We start from the raw sequence: 25,074 nt of genomic DNA, 5'->3' as shown, positions 1-25,074 counted from the left end.
GGAGTGGCCGTGCAGGTCGGTGTCGGACGAGAGCAGCGAGCCGGAGAACGCCGCGTTGCGGCCACCCCGGAGACGGTCCGGCAACTGACAGCCCTCGGGCTCCATCTCCTGGTGGAGAGCGGCGCCGGAACCGAAGCAGGGTTCGTGGACGCCGCCTTCAAGGAGGCTGGCGCCACTGTGATCTCCGAACTCCCGTTCGAGGTCCTCGACGTCCTGCTGCATGTCCGCCCACTCACCCCGGAAACCGCAGCCCGGCTCCGGCCCGGCACGGTCACCATCGGTCTGGCGTCGCCGGCCGCGGAACTGCCGACTGTCCGCGCGCTGGCAGCCGCCGGGATCACCTCGTTCGCCCTCGAGCTGCTTCCGCGGATTTCCCGGGCACAGTCCATGGATGCGCTCAGCTCGCAGTCCCTGGTCACCGGCTACCGTGCAGTACTGGAAGCGGCCATGCGGTACCCGCGGTTCTTCCCGCTCTACATGACCGCCGCGGGGACCATCCCGCCGGCGAGGGTGCTGGTCCTCGGCGCCGGCGTCGCCGGGCTGCAGGCGATCGGCACGGCGAAACGGCTCGGCGCCCGGGTGTCGGCCAACGACATCCGGGCCGCCTCCGCCGACGAGGTCGCCTCGATGGGTGGCACTTTCATCAATCTGGACGTGGACGCCGCCGCCGAAGGAGCCGGAGGCTACGCCCGTGCCCTCGGCGAGGACCGGGCACAACGCCAGCGTAGCCTCCTTGCCCCGCACGTCGCTGCAGCGGACATCCTGATCACCACCGCGGCCATCCCGGGCCGGGCCGCTCCCTTGCTGGTGACCACCGCAATGGTGGCCAGCATGCGGGCCGGGTCGGTCGTGGTCGACCTCGCCGCGGAGTCCGGAGGCAACGTCGAAGGCGTGATCGCCGGCCAGGACGTCCAGGTCCCGGCGGACGGCGGGTCGGTGACCCTCGTGGGCCTGCAGGACGCGGCGTCCGCCATGCCGTCGGATGCGTCCCGGCTTTTCGCCCGGAACGTCAGCAACTTCCTCGCCCTCATGACCGACTGCGGCTCGGTGGCCCCGGACTTCGACGACGACGTGGTTGCCGGAACGTGCCTGACCCATGGGGGCGCCGTGCGGCATGCCCCCACCGCGGCAGCACTGGAAACGGAGGCGTGATGGGCCCGGTCGCATTGCTGACAGTGGTGGTACTGGCAGTGTTCGTCGGATTCGAAGTCGTCTCCAAGGTCACCAGCAAGCTGCACACACCACTAATGTCCGGCGCCAACGCCATCCACGGCATCATCCTGGTCGGCGCCATCATTGTGGCCGGACGGGCCAGCGACCCCTGGGTGCTCGGCATCGCGCTGCTGGCCGTGGTCCTGGCAACCGTCAACCTGGTGGGCGGCTTCGTGGTCACGGACCGCATGCTTGAGATGTTCAGCGCCCACAAGCGGGCGGGAACACCGGCACGAACCGGGGCCGGCACAGCCGGCGGAATCGCGGGGGACGGACGCTCAGGTAACGGGAGCTCCGGCGGCGGGGCGGGGGAGGGCCGATGAGTCTCCTGGGCCCCGAATGGACAGCCCTGCTCTACCTTGCGGCCGCCGTCTGCTTCATCCTTGCGCTCAAGGGTCTCAGCTCGCCACGGACCGCACGCCGCGGCAACGCCATCGGTGCGGCCGGGGCGCTCCTCGCCGTCGTCACCGTGTTCTTCTCCGCGCGGCTGGATAATATTCCGCTCATCCTGGCAGCCGTTGCCGTGGGCTCCGCGATTGCCGTCCCCGTGGCCCGGCGGGTGCAAATGACGCAGATGCCCCAATTGGTGGCGCTGTTCAACGGCGTGGGAGGCGGGGCCGCCGCCCTCGTCGCCGTACTGGAACTTGGCCACAACGAAGATCCATGGGTCCGCCTGGCCGTGGTTTTCACCATGCTGGTGGGCGCGGTGTCCTTCGCCGGCTCCGCGGTGACTGTGGGCAAGCTGCAGGAACTCATCAGCACCCGCCCGCTGCTGTTTCCCGGCATGCCCTCGGTCATGGGCGCCGTCCTGCTGGGGGCAGTCATCTCTGGAGCGCTGGTGGTCCTGACCGGGTCGTTCGGCTGGTCGCTCGCGCTGCTGGGCTTTGGGCTCGCCGCCGGGCTGCTCCTGGTGCTGCCCGTCGGCGGGGCGGACGTGCCGATCGTGATCTCCCTGCTGAACGCCTTCACTGGCCTGGCGGTGGCAGCGTCCGGCGTGGTCCTGGGCAATGTCCTGCTGCTCGTCGCCGGGACGCTGGTCGGCGCGAGCGGCACAATCCTGACCAAGGCGATGGCCTCGGCCATGGGACGCGGAGTCGCCGGCATCCTGTTCGGGGCGTTCAAGGGCGGCTCGACGGCGGGTTCCACCGCCGTGAGCGACCGGCCTGTGCGTTGCTCGTCGCCGGAGGACGTTGCCGTTCAGCTTGGCTATGCCCAGCGGGTGGTCATCGTTCCCGGCTACGGACTCGCGGTGGCGCAGGGCCAACACACCGTGGCGGAACTCGCCACGGCCCTAGAGGCCCGCGGCGTGGAGGTGGTCTTCGCCATTCACCCCGTGGCGGGACGCATGCCGGGGCACATGAACGTGCTGTTGGCCGAGGCCGACGTGCCGTACGAGTCACTGCGGGAGCTGGCCGAAATCAATCCCGAGTTCGCGAACACGGATATCGCGCTGGTGGTCGGCGCCAACGACGTTGTCAACCCGGCGGCCAAGACTTCCCCCGGTTCGCCGATTTACGGGATGCCGATCCTGGAAGTGGTGCAGGCCCAGCAGGTCGTGTTCCTGAAGCGGTCGATGCGCCCGGGGTTTGCCGGCATCGAGAACGAGCTTCTGCACGATCCCAAGACCTCGCTCCTGTTCGGGGATGCCAAGGATTCGCTGTCCAGGGTGCTCGGCGCGGTCAAGGCACTCTAGGGTCAAGACACTCTAAGTTCACGGCTTAATCCGTTCACGCCGCGCGGCGCCCAAGGCTCAGGGCGCTTCGTGGTGGAGCGGGCTTCAAAACAGTGTGGGCTGCGCTGAGCTGGAAGAGGCTGCACCGGAGTGGGCTATGCCCGCGTGGCCGGCGAGCTGGCCGCCTGCGCGCCGGGCGCTCGCGTGCCGGGCAGTGTCCGGGATGCTTCCGGCCGGATATTGGGCTTCTTCCTCGCGGGCATCGTGGTGGTCGGTGCCGCCGTCAAGATCCCTGTGGCTGAATCCGTGCGAGCCGGAGAAGCCGTGCAGGTCTTTGAAGTAGCGGATGCGGCCGGCCAGCCACGCCCGGTATTCCTTGGACGCATAGGACCCGCTGCCGTACAGCCGACGGTACTTGCCGGCCAGCTGCGGATGTTCGCGGGCGATCCACTGCATGAACCATTCACGGGTGCCCGGTTTCAGATACAGCGCGCCGGCCGTGACCCCTGTGGCGCCGGCCGCCGCCAGGGCTCCGAAGAGCGAGTCGAGGGCCTCGTCGCTGTCCGAGAGCCACGGCAGGATGGGCATGGCCATGACACCACAGGGCAGGCCTGCCTCCCGCAGCCGCGAAATGAGCTTCAGCCGTGCGCGCGGCCCCGGCGTGCCCGGTTCCACGGCCTCGGACAGTTCTTCATTGGTCATGGCCAGCGAAATCCCTACCCCCACCGGCACCTGGGCCGCCGCATGCTTCAGGAGCGGGATGTCCCGGGCAAGGAGCGTGCCCTTGGTGAGGATGGACAGGGGAGTGCCGGAGTCGGCCAGGGCGCCGATAATGCCGGGCATGAGCTGATAGCGGCCCTCGGCGCGCTGGTACGGGTCCGTGTTGGTGCCAAGGGCCACGTGCTCGTGCTGCCAGGAGGGCTTGGCCAGCTCCTTGCGCAGGATCTCGGCGGCGTTGATTTTGACCACCACCTGGCTGTCAAAGTCCAGGCCGGCGTCGAAGTCCAGATAGGTGTGGCTCTTGCGCGCAAAGCAGTAGACGCAGGCATGGCTGCAGCCGCGGTAGGGGTTGATGGTCCACTCGAAGGGCATCCGCGAACCGGCGACCACCTTGTTGAGCACCGATTTGGCGGTGACCTCATGGAAGGTGATCCCGGCAAAGTCCGGGGTGGACACGGACCGCACCAGCCCGGCCAGCGGCAGCAGCGCCGGTGCGGCTGGCGAATCGGCGGAAAGGGCGGCCGTGGAATCGCCGCGCTCAAGTGCTTGTGCGTCCCATCTCATGTCTATATTCGAATATATGTTCGACTAAATGTCAAGGATGCGGCCAGGCCGGCGGGGCGCCAGGTCTTCGGGTGGGAGTGCCGTTCGCAGCGCCGGGCGGCCAGGTCGTGGCGTGAGGGCGTTGCTAGGCTGGGGCGATGATTCTCCTGACCGGGTTCGAGCCGTTCGGCGGCGATACCGCCAATCCGTCCTGGGCCGCGGCCCGTTCGGCGGCACGGTTGCTCCAAGCCGAAGGGCTGGATGTCCAGGCGGTGGAATTGCCCTGCGTCTTTGGGGACTCGGCCAAGGTATTGGCCGAGGCCCTCGAGCGGTTCCGGCCCGAGCTTGTGCTGTGCGCCGGCCAGGCCGGCGGGAGGGCGCGCATTTCCCTGGAACGGGTGGCCATCAATTGTGACGACGCCCGGATCCCGGACAACGCCGGCAACCAGCCCGTGGACGAACCTGTGGTCCAGGGCGGACCGGCGGCCTATTTCACGTCGCTGCCTGTCAAAGCGGCGCTCGCGGCGCTGACGGCGGAGCAGATCCCGGCTGAAGTGTCCCAGAGTGCCGGGACCTATGTCTGCAACCACGTCTTCTATGCGCTCATGCACGCCCTGCGGCGCAGTCCCGGCACAAGGGGAGGGTTTGTCCACATTCCCTACGCGGACACCCAGCTTCCGGCCGGGAGCAGCACGCCGTCGCTGCCGGCGCATCAGATGGCGGCGGCGCTCGCCGTCGTCGTCCGCACCGCGCTGGCGACGACGGCGGATCTCAGGCTCGCTGCCGGCGCAACGCACTAGCGGCCGGCGGGCCATTCGACGGCTCTTGCCGGTCGCGGCCGCCGTCGGTGACTCGAACAATTACCCGGGCAATTACTCGAGCAAACACCCGAGCAATTACCCGAGCAATTACTCGAGCCAATACCCGAGCACTTACTCGAGCAATTACTCGAAATTAGTTGAGCAGTTCCCAGACGACGCCGATCGTGGCGGTGACGCTCGACTCGCCGGCCTCAACGGTGAGCGCGTCAGCCGCCACCGCGCGCTGCATCTTCGCCACCGGGATCGGCGCCTGGAAACCGGTGTGCTGGGTGAGGGAAAGGACCCTGCCCAGGCTGGCCCCGGAGAGCGCGGCGTAGTGCGCGGCGGTGGTGCGGGCGTCCTGCCAGGCGGCCTCCCGGGCCCGGGCCTCGACGGCGGCGGGGTCCGCGAAGCCGAGGCTCAGTCCGTTCAGCCGAACGGAGTCGCCGCCGGCCGCAACGGCGCCGGCAAGGATCTGTGAGGACGCGGACACCGCGCGGATCCTGACGGTGAGCGTGTTGGAGGCCAGGTAGCCGGTCACGGTCTGGCCGCGGCCATCCTGCCAGTTCAGCTCGGCCCGGACGTTCAGCCCGGACGTGGACATGTCAGTGTTGTCCACTCCATGTTGCCGGAGCTCCGCCGTGATGGCCGCCGACCGTGTTCCTGCCTCGCTGTAGGCCTCGGCCACGGTGTCCCGGCGGCATTCAACGCCGATCGACAAGGTCAGCAGGTCCGGTACCGCCTCGGCGCTGCCGGTTCCTGTGACCGAGATGCTTCTGGGGGTCTCTGTCATGTCAGGCCTCATATCGGTTGGGGGGAGCCGCGCCGATTCTTCGGTGCGTCCACGGGGCGGTCCCGGGCGGAGCGGCCCCGGGCATGGCCGGCATACCCGGCCGGGGGTAGCCGCCTGCTTCGAGTCCGGCGTGGCGCTCGAAGAAGTTGGCGCTGCCCGGGTTGCCCGTCCGCCAGAGGGACCAGCCCGCGGCGATGAAGTACAGCGGGAGGAAGGGCCAGCCAAGGCACCAGGCGTACTGGGTGCTGTGCCGCTCCTCATGGCCGAGCAGTGCCGGGTTGGCGCCGGCGGATTCGGGGCCGGCGCGGAACAGGATCACGTTGCCCACCGTGAAGGCCGCGGCAAACGGAAGCCGCCAGCGGTAGCGGCTCGCAATCAGCAGTCCCCGCGGACCGGAGCTGACGTTCGTCCGGGCGCAGGCTGCCAGCAGCAGGCCCAGGAGGGTGGACCCGTTCAGCAAGTTGGCGATCTGGCGCAGCCGTTGTCCGGACGTCATGAGGCCATGCTAGCCGGGCGTGTGCCCGGCGGTCAGGGGTCCGGCGTCCGGGTGCGCCCGGGGATGCCTTGGGGTTCAGCGCTCGTGTTCAACGTCCAGGTTCAACGTCCTGGGGGCGCGGGGGCGAAGCGTCACGAACGCCTGACGTTCGACTGGCGATTGACTGGCGGCCGACGGCCGTCTACTAGACTGGGGACAGTGACCATAAGCCTTGCCGAGAACCCGCGCCGTGCCCTGTGCCCGTGCCGTGTGCTGTCGGCATGATCCGACTCGTAGCTAAGAACAGTAGATGACTGAAACTTTGCCGGGCGCCGCCGTCCCGAACCCTCTGGATGAAGCCGCCATTACCGCCGCCGTAGACCTGGCCGTTGCCGCCATCGCCGCTGCCGCGACCCTCGATGAACTCAAGGCAGTGCGCCTCGCGCACACGGGCGAAAAGTCCGCGTTGAGCCTTGCCAACCGTGAGATCGGCGCGCTCCCCAAGGACCAGAAGGCCGCCGCCGGCAAGCTCATGGGCGCCTCCCGGGGACGCGTCAACAAGGCGCTCGCGGACCGCACGGTGGCGCTCGAGGCCGAGAACGACGCGCGGATCCTCGTCGAAGAGACCGTGGATGTCACCGCGGCCCCGCGCCGGCGCCGGGCCGGTGCACGCCACCCGCTGTCCACGCTGCAGGACCGCGTGGCGGACATCTTTGTCGGCATGGGTTGGGAAATCGCCGAGGGGCCCGAGGTCGAGTCCGAGTGGTTCAACTTCGATGCCCTGAACTTCAAGCCGGACCACCCCGCCCGCGACATGCAGGATACGTTCTTCGTTGAGCCGCCCGAGGCCCACCTGCTCATGCGCACGCACACCTCGCCGGTGCAGGTCCGCTCCATGCTGGAACGGGAGCTGCCCATCTACGTGCTGTGCCCTGGCAAGGTGTTCCGCACGGACGAGCTCGACGCGACGCACACGCCGGTGTTCCACCAGTTCGAGGGTCTGGCCATTGACAAGAAGCTGAGCATGGCAGATCTCCGCGGCACCCTGGAGCACTTCGCACGCCAGATGTTCGGCGCGGAAGCCCAGATCCGGCTGCGCCCCAACTATTTCCCGTTCACCGAGCCGTCCGCGGAGCTCGACATCTGGCACCCGGGCGCCAAGGGCGGCCCCAGCTGGATCGAGTGGGGCGGCTGCGGCATGGTCAACGCCAACGTCCTGCGCGCCGCAGGCATCGACCCGGAAGTCTATTCAGGCTTTGCCTTCGGCATGGGCATCGAACGCACCCTCATGTTCCGCAACGAGGTTGGCGACATGCGCGACATGATTGAAGGCGACGTACGTTTCAGCGAGCACTTCGGGATGGAGATCTAACAGTGCGTATCCCACTTTCCTGGCTGCGCGAATTCGCGCAGGTACCGGCCGAAGCAACGGCCGAAGACGTCATGGCCGAGCTCGTCAAGGTCGGGCTCGAAGAAGAAGCAGTCCACCGCCCCACGGATTCCGTCCAGGGTCCGATCGTGGTGGGCCAGGTGCTCAGCATCGTCAAGGAACCCCAGACCAACGGCAAGACCATCAACTGGTGCCAGGTCCGGGTTGTCCCCGAGGGCCAGCAGCAGACCCTGACCGGGGACGGCATCGATCCCTCAGGCGTCCAGGGCATCATCTGCGGCGCCCACAACTTCGTGGAGGGCGACAAGGTGGTGGTGACCCTCCCGGGCGCCGTGCTGCCGGGCGACTTCCACATCTCCGCGCGCAAGACCTACGGGCACCTCTCGGCGGGCATGATCGCCTCCGTCCGGGAACTCGGCATCGGTGAGGACCACGACGGCATCCTGGTGCTGTCCCGGATCGGCCTCGACCCGGAACTGGGCACCGACGCCATGGAACTGCTGGGCCTCTACGACCAGGCCGCGGAAATCAACGTCACCCCTGACCGCAGCTACTGCTTCTCCATCCGCGGTGTGGCCCGTGAATACGCGCACGCCACCGGCACCGTGTTCACCGACCCGGCGTCCAAGGTCCAGGTCCCCGAGGCGCTGTCCGGCGGCTACGGCGTCAAGCTCAACGATGACGCCCCCATCTACGGCACGCCCGGCTGCGACCGTTTTGTGGCCCGCACCGTGCGCGGAGTAGATGCCACCCGGCCCACCCCGCCGTGGATGGCCTCCCGGCTCCGGCTCGCCGGCATCCGGTCCATCTCCCTGCCGGTGGACATCTCCAACTACGTCATGCTCGAGCTCGGGCAGCCGAACCACTGTTATGACCTGGACAAGCTGGCCGGCGACATCGTCGTCCGGCGCGCCACCGCAGGGGAGAAGATCACCACCCTGGACGACAAGGAGCGCACCCTCGACGTCGAGGATCTGCTGATCACGGACGAATCCGGGCCCATCGGAATCGCCGGCGTCATGGGCGGCGCCCACACCGAGGTGTCGGACGCCACCACGAACGTCCTGGTTGAGGCCGCGCACTTCGACGAGGTCTCGATCGCACGCGCCCGCCGCCGCCACAAGCTGCCGTCCGAGGCGTCAAAACGCTTCGAACGCGGCGTGGACTGGCAGGTGGCCGATGTCGCCGCCCAGCGCGTGGTGGACCTGCTGGTCGAACTCGCCGGCGGAACGGCCGACGAGGCCGGGACCGACGTCGGGACCGCGCCGGACGCCGTCACCATCGAACTGCCCGCAGAGTACGCGGCGGCCCGGATCGGGATCGACTTCACCGAAGAGCAGATCCTGACCTCGCTCGAAGACCTCGGCGCCGTCGTTGCCATGGGAGGCAACGGCTACACGGTGACCGCCCCGAGCTGGCGCCACGACCTCGAGACCAAGGACGACCTCACCGAGGAAATCGCCCGTCTGGTCGGCTACGACCAGATCCCGGCGACCCTGCCGGTGGCGCCCCCCGGCCGTGGCCTGACCCGCATCCAGCAGCAGCGCCGCCGCCTGATCCAGGCCCTCGCCGACGCCGGACTCACCGAGGTGCTGGCCTACCCGTTCGTCTCCAAGGCCGCCAATGACACCTTTGGCGTCCCCACCGAGGGCACGGAGCGCAAGGCCCTCAAGCTGGCCAACCCGATCAGCGAGGAGCACGGTTTCCTGCGGACTTCCATCCTGCCGGGCCTGATCGAGGTTGCCAAGCGCAACCACTCCCGCGGCTTCCGCGACCTCGCCCTCTTCGAGGCCGGGCTCGTGTTCCTGCCTGGCGACCAGCTTGGCACCGCCACGATCCCGTCGCTCGGCGTCAAGCCCAGCGACGAGGTACTGGACGGCCTGTACGACGGCGTCCCGGACCAGCCGCTGCACCTCGCCGCCGTGCTCACGGGGCACGACTCGCCCGTCGCCCCGGGCCACACCCCGCGGGCCTGGGACTGGGCGGATGCGGTGGACATCGCCCGGATCGCCGGCGACGTGCTCGGCGTCGAACTCCTGGTCGCGCAGGGCCGGCACCAGGCCTTCCACCCGGGCCGGGCAGCACAGCTTGAGCTGCGCACCGGCGAAGTAGTGGGCTACGCCGGCGAGCTGCACCCGAAGCTGCTGGCGGCACATGACATGCCGGCCCGTTCCGTGGCGCTGGAACTGAACGCCGACGCCCTCTTCGAGGCTGCTGCCGACGTGATCGTGGCGCGGCACATCTCGACGTACCCCGTGGCCACCCAGGACGTGGCCCTCGTGGTGCCGCAGGACGTCCCGGCGGAAGAGGTGCTCACCGCCCTGCGTGAAGGCGCAGGCGAGCTGCTCGAAGACGTCGCCCTGTTCGACGTCTACGCGGGCAAGGGCATCGAGGAGGGCAAGAAGTCGCTGGCGTTCAGCCTGCGCTTCCGCGCCAACGACCGCACCCTGACGGCTGACGAGGCCTCAGCAGCGCGTGAAGGTGCCGTTGCCGCTGCCCACGAACGCTTCGGAGCGGTACAGCGCTGAGAACTGCGCTGGCGACAGCGCTGATGAGCTGAAAGGGGCGGGTCATGGCATCACACCTGGTTGTGCGTGCCTGCCCGCCCTTTGGCGTTCCCGGGGCTCCCGGCGTTCCCGGGGCTCCTGGGGTCCCCGGTGTGCCCGGAGATCCCAGTGTGCCGGGGCCCGGGGCGGAAACCGCCTCTGCGTCCGAGCTGGAACGCGACTCGCGTTCCCTGCTGGACGGGGCCGAGCTCGAGCGGGCCCGGGCCATGACCCCGCGGACCCGGCAGGAGTTCCTCGCCGGACGGCTCGCGCAGCGGCGGTTCGCCGCCGGCCTTCTCGGCGTCCCGGCGTCGGACCTCACCGCCTGGTACAGCTGTCCACGCTGCGGCACCGGCGCGGACATCTCCCACGGCAAGCCCGGCTACCGGCTCCGGGGCGAGGCCGTGCCGCTGTTGCTGAGCCTGTCCCGCGCTGCCGGCTGGACACTTCTGGCCGGGCTCGTGGACCCGGAACCGGGCCAGCGCCTGGGCATCGACGTCGAGGATCCGGCCCGGGCGGACTTCGATGGGTTCGACGACGTCGTGTTGACCGCGGCGGAGCAACTCCACCTCGCCGGGCTGGACGGCATCTCCCTGCTGCGGGGCCGGGCACGGCTGTGGGCGCGCAAAGAGGCATGGCTCAAGATGCTGGGCACGGGGCTGCAGACGGCCCCGGACACCCTCGACGTGCTGGGCACGAACGTGGACGGCCGTGCCGGGCTCCGGGACCTGGCGCCGGCAGAGACAGGACTGCCCGCGGATCTCGTGGCCGCCGTCGCCGTCGCGGTCCTGCCCTAGCGCGTTCGTCAGAGCAGTCCTTCCCTCAGGGTCGGGGCGGTGCTGGCTGCGGGAGCGGCGGGAGGGCGTGTTCGAACAGCCAGGGGTGCAGCAGGGCCTCTGCGTCGAGGCCGGTCGTGTGAGCGGCCGCGACGATGAAGTCGGCAGTGGTCACCGTGCCGTGGCGGAAGCGGTCCGTCCAGTCGTGCAGCAGGGCGAAGAACGCGAGGTCGCCGCAGCGAACCCGCAGTGCGTGCAGGGCCAGGGCTCCGCGTTTGTAGACCCGGTCGTCAAACATCAGCTCCGGGCCGGGGTCGCCTACCATCAGGTCCTGCGGGGCAGCGGAGAGCTTGCGCCAGGCGGCGCGGGCGCGGCCCGCCACCGACATGATGCCGGCCTCTTCAGACCAGAGCCATTCCGCGTAGCAGGCGAAGCCCTCGTGCAGCCAGATGTCCTTCCACGTCGCCGTGGTGAGCGAGTTCCCGAACCATTGGTGGGCGAGTTCGTGGGCGATCATTCGTTGCGAATCCCAGTCCTGCCGCAAATGATTTGGGCCCAGGATGGACAGTGTCTGCGCTTCCAGCGGGATTTCCAGCACGTCGCCGGTGACCACCACGGTGTACTCCGGGAACGGATACGGGCCAAAGCAGTTGGTGAAGGTCCGCATCATGTCGGGCTGCCGGGCCAGGGCGGCCCGGGCGCCCGCCGCCAGCGCTGCGGGAACTGCCACATATTGCGGAACGTGCCCTGACGGCCGCTCGGCATTGAGCGTCAGGAGCTGGTAACGGCCGATCTGGACCGTTGCCAGGTAGGTGGCCATGGGTTCGGCCTGCTCGTACACCCAGGTCTCGCGGCTGGCCCGGCTGGTGCGGGAGAGCAGCACGCCGTTGCACACGGCCCGGTAGTTCGCGTCGGTGGTCACCGTGATGAGGTAGCTCGCCTTGTCCCGCGGGTGGTCATTGCAGGGGAACCAGGAGGCGGCGCCGTTGGGCTGGCCGGCCACCAGCACACCATCGGAGAGCTCTTCCCAGCCGACTTCGCCCCACAGGCCGCGGCGCGGCGCGGGGTAGCCCTCGTAGCGGATGTCCAGCGTGAAGGCCTCGTTGGCGAGCAGCGGACCATCGGGGTAGATGACGAGCTGCTCGGCCCGCTGGGTGAACCTGCGCACCCGGCGTCCGTCGAGCTGGATCTTTGTGGCCCGCAATCCGGCCAAGTCCAGGACGATCGCCGACGTCGGGAACTGCGTGACGGCGTGCAGGACGGCGTGCCCGGCAAGGCGGTTGCTGCTGACCCGGTAGTCCAGATTCAGTTCATACCGGGTGACGCGGTAGGCATTGGTCCCGTGGCCCGGCATATAGGGGTCCGGGGCGCCGGCTTCCGGGCCGGTTGCCCGGCTGATCTCGCGGCTGATTTCCCGGCTGATTTCCCCGCCTGTGGCGGCGCCGCTGCTTGGTGCGCTGGTGCTCAATGAACGGACCTTCGGGTTGTGGTGCTGGTGGACGTGCGCAGGCCGGGCCTACAGGGGCCTGGCGGGCGGTGCGGGCCCGTCCCACGGGCTGACCGGATTGCCCATCCAGTACGTCCCGGCAGGGACGGTTTCGCCCCGCATGACGAGGGACGCCGGCCCCACCGTGCCGCCGCTGCCGATCCTGGCCTGCGGCAGGATGACGCCGTGCGGCCCCATGGTGGCTCCGTCATCGAGAGTAACAGTGTCGATGCTCATGACACGGTCATGGAACAGATGGGTCTGGACGACACACCCGCGGTTGACGGTCGAGTTCCTGCCGAGGGTGACAAGGTCCGCCTCGGGCAGCCAGTAGCTTTCGCACCAGGTTCCCGCACCGATTTTCGCGCCGAGTGCCCGCAGCCACCACACGAGCGCCGGTGTCCCGGTGGCAGCGCGCGCGAACCACGGGGCGCTGACCATCTCAATGAAGGTGTCCACCACTTCGTTCCGCCAAATGAAGGAGCTCCACAGCGGGTGCTCGCCGGGGTGGATGCGGCCCACCAGCAGCCACTTGGCCACTACGGCACTGCCCGCCGCCGTGGCCCCGGCAAGCAGGACCACCACCCCGCTCAGGAGAGCGGCGATTCCGTAGTTGAAGAGGGTCGCCATCGCGTCGAACGCGAGCATGACGCCGACGGCGATTGCGACCGTCAGCATGACCGGGACGAAGCGGCACAGCTCCCACAGGGCGCGCGCGACCTTCAGCTTCCGGGGCGGCTGGTAGGTCCGCGTGTCGTCCGAGGCGATGGCGGTGCGCCGCAGCCGCACGGGCGGGCTGCCGAGCCACGATGTGCCGGACTTTGCCTTGGCCGGCGTCGCGGACAAGACCGCGACGAGGGAATTCTTGGGCACGTTGCGCCCGGCCGCCGTCATGCCCGAGTTGCCCAGGAAGGACCGTTTGCCGATCTTGGCCGGGGCTATGTGCATCCAGCCACCGTCGAGTTCGTAGGACGCCACCATGGTGTCGTCGGCCAGGAACGCGCCTTCGCCCACGGTGGTCATGCGCGGAATCAGCAGCACTGTCGAGGCTTCCACGTTGCGGCCGACCTTCGCGCCGAGGAGCCGCAGCCAGACCGGCGTAAAGAGGCTGGCGTAGACCGGGAACAGCAGATCCCGGGCCAGGTCCAGAACGCGCTCGGTCGCCCAAACTTGCCATCCGATCCGGCTCCGGACCCGGTAGTAGCCTTCTGCGAGGCCGACGCTGAGGAGCCTCGTCGTGGCCAGGATCAGCAGCAGGTTGGTCAGGAACCATGCCAGCGCCGCCAGGGGGATCGAGAGCACGATGCCGGGCAGGGCCGCGGGCAGGGAGGAGCTGCCTTGGATGAACGCGAAAATCACGAAGGCCGCGACGGCGGCGGAGACATAGGGGATGAGCGCCAGCACGGCGGATGCCGCGGCGAAGCCCGCGAACCACAGCCGGCCGATCAGCCGGTGCTCGGGCGGGGAGTCCGGCCACGAATGCCGCGCCTTGCCGCGGCGCTCGGCCGGTGACCCGGCCACCAGCTGCCCTGCCTTGACCTTCCCGATCACCGCGGAGCCCGGCTCCACCTGCGCCCCGGCACCCACGGTGGCACCCGGCATGAGCGTGCTGCGGGCTCCGACGCTGGCGCCGGCGCCAATCCGGATGGCGCCGATGTGGACGCGGTCGCCGTCGATCCACCAGCCGGACAGATCGACTTCAGGCTCGATGTTGGATCCGGCGCCCAGGGACAGCAGCCCGGTGACGGGCGGGAGCGAGTGCAGCTGGACGTTCTCGCCGATCTTCGCGCCGAGCGCCTTGGCGTAGTAGGGCACCCAGGGCGCGCTGGCCAGGCTGATGGCGCCGGCGAGGTCCTGGATCTGTTCCGCGAGCCAGAGCCTGAGGTGCACCCGCCCGGAGCGTGGATACGTGCCGGGCACGACGTTGCGGAGCAGGAGGCGGGCGGCGGCAACGGAGATCAGCATCCGCCCGGCCGGGCTGACAAAGACCAGCCAGGACGCGCCCACCCACCACCACGAGATGGTCGGCGCGGCGCTGAATCCGGCGAAGGCGGCCAGGAGATTGTTGGCGGCCATCAGGTAGGTCAGCCAGCGCATGCCGACCAGGATGTGCAGGGGAACGCCAAGGAGCGTCTGGAAGGCCTGGGACTTCCGCGCGGTGGGCCGGACGGTGCGCTCCTGGGCAGCGATCATTCCGCCCTCCGGGAGTGACTGCCGCGCCTCGTCCACCAGGGCGCCCACCCGGGGTGTCGCGTAGATATCGGCGACCGTGATGGTGGGGTAGCGGACGCGCAGGGCGGATACGAGCTGTGCAGCGGCCAGCGAGCCGCCGCCGTAGGCGAAGAAATCGGCGTCGAGGCTGGTGACCGGGCTTCCCAGCACGGCGCTCCACTGTTCCACGATCCACTGCGCGTCATCGGGCAGGTTCAGCGGGGCACCTGCGGCCTCGGCAGCTCCTGTTCCGCTGAGCGGCCAGGGCAGGGCATGGCGGTCCACTTTGCCGCTGGTCTTGGTCGGCAGCGAATCAACGAGCGTCAGCAGCGGGATGAGGGGCGCGGGCAGGCTCTCGCCCAGCAGTTCGCGCGCGGCCGCGAGGTCGATGTCCCGGCCCGATACTGCGGCCAGGTAGCCGACCAGGATCTGGTTGCCGGCCGCGGTGGTCTGCACCGCGGCGGCGGCGCCGGCGACGTCCGGCAGCGACTGCAGGGCGGCGTCGATTTCTCCGAGTTCGATCCGGCGGCCGCCGAGCTTGACCTGTTCATCGGCGCGGCCCTGGAAGATGAGGCCTGCTGCTTCGTACCTGACGAGGTCGCCGGAGCGGTAGGCGCGCGGCCATGCCAGGGACGGCATGGGGGCGTATTTTTCCGCGTCCTTGACCGGGTCAAGGTACCGGGCCAGCCCCACACCGCCGATGATCAGTTCGCCCACCTCGCCTTCGGCGACGGGCAGCGAATCGGCGTCGACGACGGCGAGGTCCCAGCCATCCAGCGGCAGGCCGATCCGGACGGGGCCGGGCGCGCCGAGCCGCGCGGCACACGCAACCACGGTGGCCTCGGTGGGCCCGTAGGTATTCCATACTTCGCGTCCTTCGACGGCGAGCCGCTCGGCCAGGTCCGGCGGACACGCCTCCCCGCCGAAGATGAGCAGCCGGACGCTTTCCAGCGATTCCACGGGCCAGAGCGCGGCGAGCGTGGGGACGGTGGAGACCACGGTGATGCCGTGGCTGATGAGCCAGGGGCCCAGGTCCATCCCGGTCCGGACCAGCGCCCGGGGTGCCGGAACAAGGCAGGCACCGTGGCGCCACGCGAGCCACATTTCCTCGCAGGAGGCATCGAAGGCAACGGACAAGCCGGCCAGCACCCGGTCCTGCGGGCCCACCGGATCGCCCTGCAGGAAGATGCGGGCCTCGGCGTCCACGAACGCGGCGGCCGAGCGGTGCTGGACCGCGACGCCCTTGGGTGTGCCGGTGGAGCCGGACGTGAAGATGACCCACGCGTCGTCGTCGGGGCCGGGCGGCCTGGCGCCGGGGAACGGCCGGGGGTGGTTGCTGTCCGTGACGATCTTCCCGCCGGCGCGGAGGATGCCGGCCACCCTGGCCTCGCCGAAGACCAGTTTGGCCCGCTCATCCGGATCGTCGGCGTCCACCGGGACGTAGGCCGCACCGACCAGCATTACCGCCAGGATCGAGACGTAGAGTTCGTTGGTGCCGGACGGGATCCGGACGCCGATCTTGTCTCCGGCACCCAGCCCGGCGAGGTGCAGATTCCTCGCGGTTGCCCGGACGTCGCCCATGAGCTGGGCGTAACTGAGCGAGCGGTGGCCGTCGTCGAGGGCGGAAGCATCCGGGAACCGGGAGGCGGTATCGCGGAGGATGTCGATGAGCGTCCGCTCCGCCGGGGCGGAGAGTGCGCCCGGCAACTGCGGCTCGTAGACGGTGGCGCGGGTTGCGGGAAGACTCTGCACCGTACCGGCGTCGGGGGCTTCACTCGGGGTCAGTCGTTGCTCGGTCACTGGCGCATTGTCCCTGCAGGAGATGAACGGATGGTGTTGCCGTGCGGCTTAGGGGACCGTGCGGCCTAGGGGACCAGAATGACCTTGCCGGTGGTGCGGCGCTGTTCAAGGTCATCGTGGGCACGGGCTGCCTCGGCGAGGGAGTAGCGGGCGCCGATCCGGACCTTGAGGCTGCCCTCGGCGGCGGCGGCAAAGACTTCGTCGGAGCGCCAGCGGCGTTCCCGGGCGTCGCGCAGGTAGTGGCCCATGGTCGGCCGCGTGAGGTACAGCGAGCCACCGGCGTTGAGCCGCTGCGGGTCGAACGGCGGGACCGGGCCGGACGCTCCGCCGAAGAGCACCAGCATGCCCCGGATGCGCAGCGACGCCAGGGAGGCGTCGAAGGTGTCTTTTCCGACGCCGTCGTACACCACGTCAGCGCCGGTGCCGTTGGTCAAATCCCGGACCCGCGCGGCGAAACCGTCGTAGCGCAGTACGTGGGCGGCCCCGGCGTCGCGGGCCAGCTGCTCTTTCTCGTCCGTCGACACGGTGGTGATGACATGGGCGCCCTTGGCCTTGAGCAGCTGGATCATCAGGAGCCCGACGCCGCCGGCGCCGGCGTGGACCAGGACCGTGTGGCCGGGCTCCACCTTGAAGGTGGAGTTGATGAGGTAGTGAGCCGTCACGCCCTGCAGCGGCAGGGCCGCGGCGGTGAAGTCGTCCAGGCCGTCGGGAACCGGCAGGGCCTTGTCCTCGTCGACGAGTGCATAGCCGGCGTAGCAGTCAGCGCCCTCGGCCGTGGCCACCCGGTCGCCGGGAGCGAACCCGGTGACGGCGTCGCCGACCTCCTCCACGGTGCCGGCGGCCTCGGAGCCGGGCGTGAAGGGGTAGCTGACCTTGTAGATGCCGCTGCGCTTGTAGGTGTCGATGAAGTTCACGCCCGCGGCGGCGACCTTGACGAGCAGCTGGCCCGGCCCGGGAACGGGGCGGGCTGTTTTGTCGAGCTCCAGGACCTCGGGACCCCCGGCCTGGCGGGCGACGATTGCGTGCATCATGTGGCTCCTTTTCCGGGCGGGAAAGTCTGTCCCGGTCCCTGGGTCCATCCTAGGGACACTGGCGGTAACCATGAAGGGGCGGTCCGTAACCGACCGTCACGAGATGCTTCGCCGGACGCCTTCACGGGACGCCGTCCAAACGCGGCGGATCCTGCGTGGCCCCCGGGGTGATGCGTCCTTTAGTAGCGGCGCGTGACCGTTGCCATCGGGCATTCGAAGTGACGGCCCGCGGCGAGTCCGACGTCGTTGAGGTAGCGGACGATGATGGCGTACGACTGCATCAGCGTGGTTTCCGTGTACGGGACCTGGTGCTTGGCGCAGTATTCGCGGACGATCTTGGCGGCCTTGTCCAGCTGGGGGCGGGCCATGTCCGGGAAGAGGTGGTGTTCTGCCTGGCGGTTGAGGCCGCCGAGCAGGATGTCCATGAAGCGGCCGCCCGAGATGTTCCGGGACGTCAGGACCTGGCGGCTGAAGAAGTCGACACGGCTGTCCGCCGGCAGTACCGGCATGCCCTTGTGGTTCGGTGCGAAGGACGCGCCCATGTAGAAGCCGAACACGGCCAGCTGGACGCCGATGAAGGCGAATGCCATGCCCAGCGGCAGGAAGGAGAAGGCGAGAACCGGCAGGAGGCTCAGCCGGACGGCGAGGATCGGGATTTCAACCCAGCGGTGCGTGACCTTGGCGCGGCGCACGATGAATTTCACGGAATCGATCTGGAGGCCCAGGCCCACCAGGAACAGGAGCGGGAAGAAGAACCAGCCCTGCTTGCGGGTCAGAAACGCGAGGCGCCCCTGGCGGTCGGCTACGGCTTCGGCGTGGAAGGCGATGGGGCCGGGCGCGATGTCCGGGTCCTTGGAAATGACGTTCGGGTGATTGTGGTGCGCGCCGTGCTTCTGCTCCCACCAGGAGTAGCTGATGCCGGCCACGGATGTGGCGAGCAGCCGTGCGGCCCAGTCGTTGGCGCGGCGGGACGCGAAGATCTGCCGGTGCCCGGCCTCGTGGGCCAGGAAGCTCAGCTGCGTGCAAATTATGCCCAGGGCGGCGGCGATCAGGAGCTGGAACCAGCTGTCACCGATCAGCGCGAACCCGAACCAGGTGGCGGCCATCAGGAGGGCGAGCACCGAAAACACGGTGATGTAGAAGCCGACACGGCGTTCCAGGAGACCGGCGGCCTTCACGGTCTTGAGCAGCTCCGAATAGCTGAGAACGACGGCGTTGGGTTGCCTGACTCGCGATTTAGGGCGCTCTGGGGTGGTGAGCGTAGTGGTCATAGGGGGCCTGCCTCGTTGCTGTTACGGGCAACGCTGCAGCTGACATTTGCAGCGGCACGGTCTGGATCACCCTTTACCAAGCATACGCCCGCGGGTTTCTGTGGCCCGCCGATCGGGCGCCGGAGACGCGTGTATTTAGGCACAGGCGCGATCTATGCATAAATATCGGCACCTATGCATACTCTTGCTGTATAGTCGTGTTTATGACTATTTCTGTTGCCGTTTCCGGGGCGAGCGGTTATGCCGGCGGCGAGGTCCTGCGGCTCCTCGCCGGTCATCCCGATGTCACGATCGGCGCCATCACGGCCCACAGCAACGCCGGTTCCAGACTAGGGGAATTGCAGCCGCATCTCCATGGTCTGGCGGGCCGGATCCTCGAAGACACCACCGTGGATAACCTGGCCGGGCACGACGTCGTGTTCCTGGCGCTTCCGCACGGGGCGTCCGCGGAGATCGCGGCGCAGTTGCCCGCCGGGACCCTGGTGATCGACGCCGGCGCGGACCACCGCCTCGAGGATCCCCAGGCCTGGGAGAAGTTCTACGGTTCCGCGCACGCCGGGACCTGGCCCTACGGCCTCCCGGAACTGCCCGGCCAGCGCGATGCCCTCCGCGGGGCCACCCGGATCGCCGTCCCCGGCTGCTACCCGACGTCGGCCCTGCTGGCCCTCACGCCCGGCTTCAGCAACCAGCTGCTGGACGGCGACGACGTCGTGATCGTCTCGGCGTCCGGCACGTCGGGGGCCGGCAAGGCCGCCAAGGTCAACCTGATCGGCGCCGAAGTCATGGGGTCCATGAGCCCCTACGGGGTAGGCGGCGGTCACCGGCACACCCCGGAGATCGAGCAAGGACTCTCCAAGGCGCTGGGAGCTCCGGTCACCGTCTCCTTCACGCCCACGCTGGCGCCGATGAGCCGGGGCATCCTCACCACGGCAACAGCCAAGGTGCGCTCGGGTGTCACCGCCGAAGAGCTCCGCCGCGCCTGGGCCGAGGCCTACGACGACGAACCGTTCGTGCACCTGCTCCCGGAGGGCCAGTGGCCGTCCACCAAGTCGGTCCAGGGTTCGAACCACTCGGTCATGCAGCTTGCCTTCGATGAGCACGCCGGCCGCGTGATCGTGTGTTGCGCCATCGACAACCTGACCAAGGGGACCGCTGGCGGGGCCGTGCAGTCCATGAATATCGCCCTCGGCCTGGCAGAATCCGCCGGCCTCAACCTCCAGGGAGTCGCACCGTGAGCATCACCGCACCGCAGGGATTCCGCGCCGCCGGCGTGACGGCCGGCCTCAAGGCTTCCGGCAAGCCGGACGTTGCCCTCGTGGTCAACGACGGCCCGTCCAAGGCCGCCGCGGCGGTCTTCACGTCCAACCGCGTCGCCGCGGCCCCCGTGCACTGGTCCCGCGAGGTGGTCAAGGACGGCCGCGTGGACGCCGTTTTCCTCAACTCCGGCGGGGCGAACGCCTGCACCGGAAGTCAGGGTTTCCAGAACACCCACACCACCGCGGAGAAGACCGCCGAAGCCCTCAGCGTCTCCGCCACCGACGTTGTGGTCTGCTCCACCGGACTGATCGGCGAACAGCTGCCCATGGACAAGATCCTGGCCGGGATCGGTTCGGCCACGGCGGCCCTGGCCGCCGACGGCGGCCCCGCGGCGGCCACCGCGATAATGACCACGGACTCCGTGTCCAAGCAGGCCGTGTTCACCGGAACGGACTCCAATGGCACACTGTTCACCATCGGCGGCATGGCCAAGGGCGCAGGCATGCTGGCCCCGGGCCTGGCCACCATGCTGGTGGTCCTCACCACGGACGCCGACGTCCAGCCAGGCACGCTCGACGCCGAACTCCGCGACGCCACCCGGGTCACCTTCGACCGGGCGGACTCCGACGGCTGCATGTCCACCAATGACACCGTGGTGCTGCTGGCATCCGGGGCCTCCGGCGCCGCACCATCGGCCGCCGACTTCGGCGCGGGCCTGACGCAGGTCTGCTCCGAACTGGCCCGCAAGCTGATCGGCGACGCCGAGGGCGCCAGCCACGACATCGCCATCCGGACATTCAACGCCGCGAGCGAGCGGGACGCCGAAATCGTCAGCCGCGCCGTCGCCCGCTCCAACCTGTTCAAGACCGCGATTTTCGGCAAGGACCCCAACTGGGGCCGCGTACTGTCCGCCGTCGGCACCACCGACGCGGCGTTCGATCCGGACCAGCTGAACGTGTCCATGAACGGCGTGCAGATCTGCCGCAACGGCAGCATCGGCGATGACCGGAACCTCGTGGACCTCGAACCGCGCGAGGTCCTCGTCGAAATCGACCTGCAGGCCGGCGGGGCCGAGGCCACGATCCTCACCAACGACCTCACCCACGACTACGTCCACGAAAACAGCGCCTACTCCAGCTAACCCCCCCGGGGAAGGCACAGGAAGGACGAACAGAAGGACGATCATGAACACCCAGACCCGCGAGACCACGTCCCAGTCGGACGCCCGGGACAAAGCCGCCACGTTGATCGAGGCGTTGCCCTGGATCCAGCGCTTTGCCGGCAGCACCATGGTGATCAAGTACGGCGGCAACGCCATGGTCAACGACGAGCTCCGCCGCGCCTTCGCCGAAGACGTCGTGTTCCTGCACCACGTCGGCATCCACCCCGTGGTGGTGCACGGCGGCGGCCCGCAGATCAACGCCATGCTCAGCCGGCTGGGCATCGAGTCCGAGTTCAAGGGCGGGCTGCGCGTCACCACGCCCGAGGCCATGGACGTGGTCCGGATGGTCCTCACCGGGCAGGTGGGGCGTGAGCTCGTGGGCCTGATCAACTCCCACGGCCCTTACGCCGTCGGCATGTCCGGCGAGGACGGCGGACTGCTCCGCGCCGTCCGCACGGGCACCGTGGTGGACGGCGAGGAGGTGGACCTGGGCCTGGTCGGCGAGGTGGTCGGGGTGAACCCCGAAGGGATCGTCGACATCCTCGCGGCCGGCCGGATCCCGGTTGTCTCCACCGTTGCCCCGGAGATCTCCGCAGACGGATCCACCACCGGGCAGGTACTAAATGTCAACGCGGACACGGCGGCGGCGGCGGTCGCGTCGGCCCTGGGTGCATCCAAGCTGGTCATCCTGACCGATGTCGAAGGCCTCTACGCCAACTGGCCGGACAGGTCATCGCTCATCTCGTCGCTGACGGCTTCGGAGCTGCGCGAGATGCTGCCGCGCCTTGAGTCCGGCATGATCCCGAAAATGGCGGCCTGCCTGAAGGCGATTGACGACGGCGTCGAGCGCGCCCACATCGTGGACGGCCGCCTGCCGCACTCGATGCTCCTGGAAACCTTCACGACCGCCGGCATCGGCACTCAGGTCGTTCCTGACGAGGAAGTGAACGCATGAACGAAACTGTAGGCGTGAGTCCGACCGGCGATGGGGCCCCCGCCCGCTTCGCGGTGCCCGACCACACCCGGGCCCCCATCGCAGGCTCGGCCCCCACAGCTTCCGTTATGACTGGAAAGAGTAGCGGAGCCGAGTGGCTCTCCCGCTACTCGTCCTCCCTGCTGGGTGTCTTCGGCACCCCGCAGCGGGTCCTGGTCCGCGGCGCCGGCTGCCTCGTGTGGGACGCCGACGGCAAGGAGTACCTGGACCTGCTCGGCGGCATCGCCGTGAACGCCCTCGGCCACGCCCACCCGTTCGTCACGTCGGTGATCTCCAGCCAGCTCGCCACCCTGGGCCACGTCTCGAACTTCTTCACCAGCCCCACCCAGATCGCCCTGGCCGAGAAGCTGCTGGAACTTTCCAAGGCGCCGGCCGGCTCCAAGGTGTTCTTCGCCAACTCCGGCACCGAGGCCGTTGAGGCGGCCTTCAAGCTGGCGCGCCGGAACACGGGCGCCAGCACAACGGGCGCAGGCGCGGACAGTGCCGAACAGCCGCGCACCAAGATCATCGCGCTCGAAGGCGCCTTCCACGGGCGCACCATGGGTGCCCTCGCGCTGACGGCGAAGGAGGCATACCGGGCGCCGTTCGCACCGCTGCCCGGCGGCGTCGTGCATGTCCCGTTCGGTGACATCGAGGCCCTGCTCGCCGCCGTGGATGAGACCACCGCCGCCGTCTTCCTCGAACCGATCCAGGGCGAGGCCGGCGTCCGGCCGCTGCCCGCCGGCTACCTCAAGGCCGCCCGGGAGGCCACCAGCGCGGCCGGCGCCCTGCTGATCCTCGACGAGGTCCAGACCGGCATCGGCCGTACCGGCAAATGGCTGGCCAGTGAGGACGCCGGAATCGTGCCCGACGCCGTGACCCTCGCGAAGGGCCTCGGCGGCGGCTTCCCGGTCGGCGCGCTCGTGACGTTCGGACCGGAAACGTCCGCCCTGCTGACCGCCGGCCAGCACGGGACCACCTTTGGCGGCAACCCAGTGGCCACCGCGGCCGCCCTCGCCACCCTGCACGTCCTTGAAAGCCAGGACATCCTGGCGCACGTCCGGAGCATGGGGGAGCACCTGCGCACCGGCCTCGCCGGAATCGCCGGCGTCACCGAGGTCCGCGGCGAGGGGCTGCTGATCGGCTTCGACCTCGACGGTGACGTCGCCCCCGGCGTCGTCACCGCCGGGCTCGACGCCGGGTTCATCGTCAACAGCCCGGGCCCGCGCACCATCCGTCTCGCGCCGCCGCTGATCCTGACCACCGAACAGGCCGACCGTTTCCTGGCCGCGCTGCCCGCGTTGCTCGAAACCGCAAAGGTCGCTGCCGAAAAGACCGCCGACCAGCAGGCCGAACAGCCCGCCACTTCCAGTAACAACGCCGCAAAGGACGCCAAGTGACCGCCGCCGTGACCACATCAGTGCCCACCCGCCACTTCCTCAAGGACACGGACCTCAGCCCGGCCGAACAGGCCGAGGTCCTCGAGCTCGCCGTCCGGATGAAGGCCGCGCCCTACAGCGTGCAGCCCTTCGCCGCGGCGGGCAGCGGCCGCCAGACCGTGGCCGTCATCTTCGACAAGACCTCCACCCGGACCAGAGTCTCCTTCGCCACCGGAATCGCGGACATGGGCGGCAACGCGCTCATCATCAACCCCGGCGAGGCGCAGATCGGGCACAAGGAATCGGTCGAGGACACCGCCAGGGTGCTCGAACGCATGGTGTCCACCATCGTGTGGCGCACCGGCGCGCATGCCGGGCTGGTCGCGATGGCCGCGAACTCCCGCGTTCCGGTCATCAACGCCCTGTGCGATGACTACCACCCGTGCCAGCTCCTCGCCGATCTCTTGACGGTCAAGGAGCACAAGGGCTCGCTCCAGGGCCTGACCATGGCGTACCTGGGCGACTCGGCCAACAACATGGCCAATTCCTACCTGCTAGCCGGCGTCACGGCGGGCATGCACGTCCGGATCGCCGGGCCGGCCGGGTACCTGCCGTCCGCGGAGATCATCGCCGCCGCCGAGGACCGCGCCGCAGAGACCGGCGGCTCGGTGCTGGTGACGGTCGACGCCGCCGAGGCGCTCCTGGGCGCCGACATCGTCGCCACCGACACGTGGGTGTCCATGGGGCAGGAGGCGGAGAAGGAAGCGCGCATGAAGCTGTTCCGCGACTACTCCGTGGACAGCGCGGCGATGAAGCTCGCGGCGCCGGACGCCGTCGTGCTCCACTGCCTGCCGGCCTACCGGGGCTACGAGATCGCCGCGGACGTCATTGACGGCCCGCAATCGGTGGTCTGGGACGAGGCCGAAAACCGGCTCCATGCCCAGAAGGCGCTCATGGCCTGGCTCATGCACCGCTCCGGCCTGGCCGTTGTTGATGGGCTGGGACCAGTCGATGGGCTGGCACCGGTGGACGGCTTGGCCTGATGTCCGTCCAGCCAGCCGCTCCGGGGGCCAGCCCGGCCACCAAAACAGCCCGGCAGGCACGGATCACGGCGATTCTGACGGGCGAATCGGTCCGTTCCCAGGCCGAGCTCGCGGCGCTGCTCGCGGACGACGGCGTCCAGGTCACCCAGGCCACGCTCTCCCGCGACCTCGTGGAACTCGGCGCGGTCCGGGTCCGTGGCAAGGAAGGCGTGCTGGTCTACGCCGTCCCCGGGGAGGGCGGCGAACGGGCGGCCAGGAGCGGCGTCACGCAGGAAATCCTCGACGCCCGGCTGACCCGGTTGTGCGGGGAACTGCTCGTCACTGCCGAGGCCTCGGCCAACCTCGTGGTGCTCCGGACTCCGCCGGGCGCCGCGAACTTCCTTGCCCTCGCCATCGACCACTCCGTGATGCCCTCGATCCTCGGCACCATCGCCGGGGACGACACCGTCCTGCTTGTCACCCGGGACCCCCTGGGCGGCGCGGACATCGCCGCACGCTTCCTGCAGTTCGCCGAGGAAGCCGGCCAATAACGCC

At 69.2% G+C, this 25,074-nt stretch carries 20 protein-coding genes; 13 read left to right on the top strand and 7 right to left on the bottom strand.

Annotation, left to right across the window (positions count from 1 at the left end):
- Positions 1-9 precede the first annotated feature (9 nt).
- Genes M2428_RS10855 through M2428_RS10845 form a run of 3 tightly spaced genes read left to right on the top strand, consistent with a single transcriptional unit; the run spans position 10 to position 2,905 of the window.
- Positions 10-1,152, top strand: coding sequence for a Re/Si-specific NAD(P)(+) transhydrogenase subunit alpha (locus tag M2428_RS10855; RefSeq protein ID WP_277525979.1), 1,143 nt, complete (start codon positions 10-12; stop codon positions 1,150-1,152).
- Entirely contained in the window at positions 1,152-1,535 is a 384-nt protein-coding gene (locus M2428_RS10850; protein WP_277525978.1) for an NAD(P) transhydrogenase subunit alpha, read from the top strand. Before M2428_RS10855 ends, M2428_RS10850 begins: the two co-directional genes overlap by 1 nt.
- Positions 1,532-2,905 (top strand): NAD(P)(+) transhydrogenase (Re/Si-specific) subunit beta, encoded by a 1,374-nt coding sequence (locus M2428_RS10845; protein WP_277525977.1) that lies wholly within the window; start codon positions 1,532-1,534, stop codon positions 2,903-2,905. Before M2428_RS10850 ends, M2428_RS10845 begins: the two co-directional genes overlap by 4 nt.
- Before the next feature lie 84 nt (positions 2,906-2,989).
- Here M2428_RS10845 and M2428_RS10840 read toward each other — a convergent pair whose 3' ends face one another.
- Positions 2,990-4,168 (bottom strand): Rv2578c family radical SAM protein, encoded by a 1,179-nt coding sequence (locus M2428_RS10840; protein ID WP_277525976.1) that lies wholly within the window; start codon positions 4,166-4,168, stop codon positions 2,990-2,992.
- 137 nt (positions 4,169-4,305) lie between these two features.
- On the opposite strand from M2428_RS10840, the gene pcp reads away from it, so the two are divergent.
- The gene (gene pcp / locus M2428_RS10835; protein WP_277525975.1) at positions 4,306-4,947 is read left to right on the top strand and encodes a pyroglutamyl-peptidase I; all 642 of its coding nucleotides are present in this window, start codon (positions 4,306-4,308) and stop codon (positions 4,945-4,947) included.
- Between the two features lie 154 nt (positions 4,948-5,101).
- Here the strand turns inward: pcp and M2428_RS10830 are convergent, their stop codons facing one another.
- Both M2428_RS10830 and M2428_RS10825 read right to left on the bottom strand, forming a co-directional pair.
- Positions 5,102-5,740, bottom strand: coding sequence for an SIMPL domain-containing protein (locus M2428_RS10830; RefSeq protein WP_277525974.1), 639 nt, complete (start codon positions 5,738-5,740; stop codon positions 5,102-5,104).
- Between the two features lies 1 nt (position 5,741).
- Entirely contained in the window at positions 5,742-6,236 is a 495-nt protein-coding gene (locus M2428_RS10825; protein WP_277525973.1) for a DUF4157 domain-containing protein, read from the bottom strand.
- A gap of 289 nt (positions 6,237-6,525) precedes the next feature.
- Here M2428_RS10825 and pheS point away from each other — a divergent pair, with 289 nt between their 5' ends.
- From pheS to M2428_RS10810, 3 genes are read left to right on the top strand one after another with little or no spacing between them, the layout of a single operon-like run.
- Positions 6,526-7,587, top strand: coding sequence for a phenylalanine--tRNA ligase subunit alpha (pheS, locus tag M2428_RS10820; protein WP_277525972.1), 1,062 nt, complete (start codon positions 6,526-6,528; stop codon positions 7,585-7,587).
- A gap of 2 nt (positions 7,588-7,589) precedes the next feature.
- Complete coding sequence (gene pheT, locus M2428_RS10815; protein WP_277525971.1) at positions 7,590-10,133, top strand: phenylalanine--tRNA ligase subunit beta; 2,544 nt, start codon at positions 7,590-7,592, stop codon at positions 10,131-10,133.
- Positions 10,134-10,177: 44 nt separating this feature from the next.
- The gene (locus M2428_RS10810; RefSeq protein WP_277525970.1) at positions 10,178-10,948 is read left to right on the top strand and encodes a 4'-phosphopantetheinyl transferase family protein; all 771 of its coding nucleotides are present in this window, start codon (positions 10,178-10,180) and stop codon (positions 10,946-10,948) included.
- 25 nt (positions 10,949-10,973) lie between these two features.
- Here the strand turns inward: M2428_RS10810 and M2428_RS10805 are convergent, their stop codons facing one another.
- The 4 genes from M2428_RS10805 to M2428_RS10790 all read right to left on the bottom strand — a co-directional run bounded on the left by M2428_RS10805 (position 10,974) and on the right by M2428_RS10790 (position 18,726).
- Complete coding sequence (locus M2428_RS10805; protein WP_277526219.1) at positions 10,974-12,281, bottom strand: M1 family metallopeptidase; 1,308 nt, start codon at positions 12,279-12,281, stop codon at positions 10,974-10,976.
- A 162-nt stretch (positions 12,282-12,443) separates the two neighbouring features.
- Complete coding sequence (locus tag M2428_RS10800) at positions 12,444-16,376, bottom strand: Pls/PosA family non-ribosomal peptide synthetase (RefSeq protein ID WP_277526218.1); 3,933 nt, start codon at positions 16,374-16,376, stop codon at positions 12,444-12,446.
- Positions 16,377-16,489: 113 nt separating this feature from the next.
- The gene (locus M2428_RS10795) at positions 16,490-17,455 is read right to left on the bottom strand and encodes a quinone oxidoreductase (RefSeq protein WP_277525969.1); all 966 of its coding nucleotides are present in this window, start codon (positions 17,453-17,455) and stop codon (positions 16,490-16,492) included.
- A 179-nt stretch (positions 17,456-17,634) separates the two neighbouring features.
- A complete protein-coding gene (locus M2428_RS10790; protein ID WP_277525968.1) occupies positions 17,635-18,726 on the bottom strand; it encodes an acyl-CoA desaturase in 1,092 nt (363 codons plus the stop codon).
- 203 nt (positions 18,727-18,929) lie between these two features.
- Between M2428_RS10790 and argC the strand changes: the two genes are divergently transcribed.
- The 6 genes from argC (at position 18,930) to M2428_RS10760 (ending at position 25,070) form a co-directional block, all read left to right on the top strand.
- Positions 18,930-19,961, top strand: a complete 1,032-nt coding sequence (argC, locus tag M2428_RS10785) for an N-acetyl-gamma-glutamyl-phosphate reductase (RefSeq protein WP_277525967.1) — start codon at positions 18,930-18,932, stop codon at positions 19,959-19,961.
- Positions 19,958-21,124, top strand: a complete 1,167-nt coding sequence (gene argJ / locus M2428_RS10780) for a bifunctional glutamate N-acetyltransferase/amino-acid acetyltransferase ArgJ (protein WP_277525966.1) — start codon at positions 19,958-19,960, stop codon at positions 21,122-21,124. The genes argC and argJ overlap by 4 nt, the downstream gene beginning before the upstream one ends.
- Before the next feature lie 43 nt (positions 21,125-21,167).
- Entirely contained in the window at positions 21,168-22,100 is a 933-nt protein-coding gene (gene argB / locus M2428_RS10775) for an acetylglutamate kinase (RefSeq protein WP_277525965.1), read from the top strand.
- A 107-nt stretch (positions 22,101-22,207) separates the two neighbouring features.
- Positions 22,208-23,518, top strand: coding sequence for an acetylornithine transaminase (locus M2428_RS10770; RefSeq protein ID WP_277526217.1), 1,311 nt, complete (start codon positions 22,208-22,210; stop codon positions 23,516-23,518).
- Positions 23,519-23,526: 8 nt separating this feature from the next.
- Positions 23,527-24,540, top strand: a complete 1,014-nt coding sequence (argF, locus tag M2428_RS10765; RefSeq protein WP_277526216.1) for an ornithine carbamoyltransferase — start codon at positions 23,527-23,529, stop codon at positions 24,538-24,540.
- On the top strand, positions 24,540-25,070 hold the full coding sequence (locus M2428_RS10760; RefSeq protein WP_277525964.1) for an arginine repressor: 531 nt from the start codon (positions 24,540-24,542) through the stop codon (positions 25,068-25,070). Before argF ends, M2428_RS10760 begins: the two co-directional genes overlap by 1 nt.
- Positions 25,071-25,074: the final 4 nt, after the last annotated feature.

The sequence above is a fragment of the Arthrobacter sp. ES3-54 genome (assembly GCF_029504395.1).
Lineage (GTDB): Bacteria > Actinomycetota > Actinomycetes > Actinomycetales > Micrococcaceae > Arthrobacter.
This window is presented reverse-complemented; position numbering and strand designations above follow the sequence as displayed.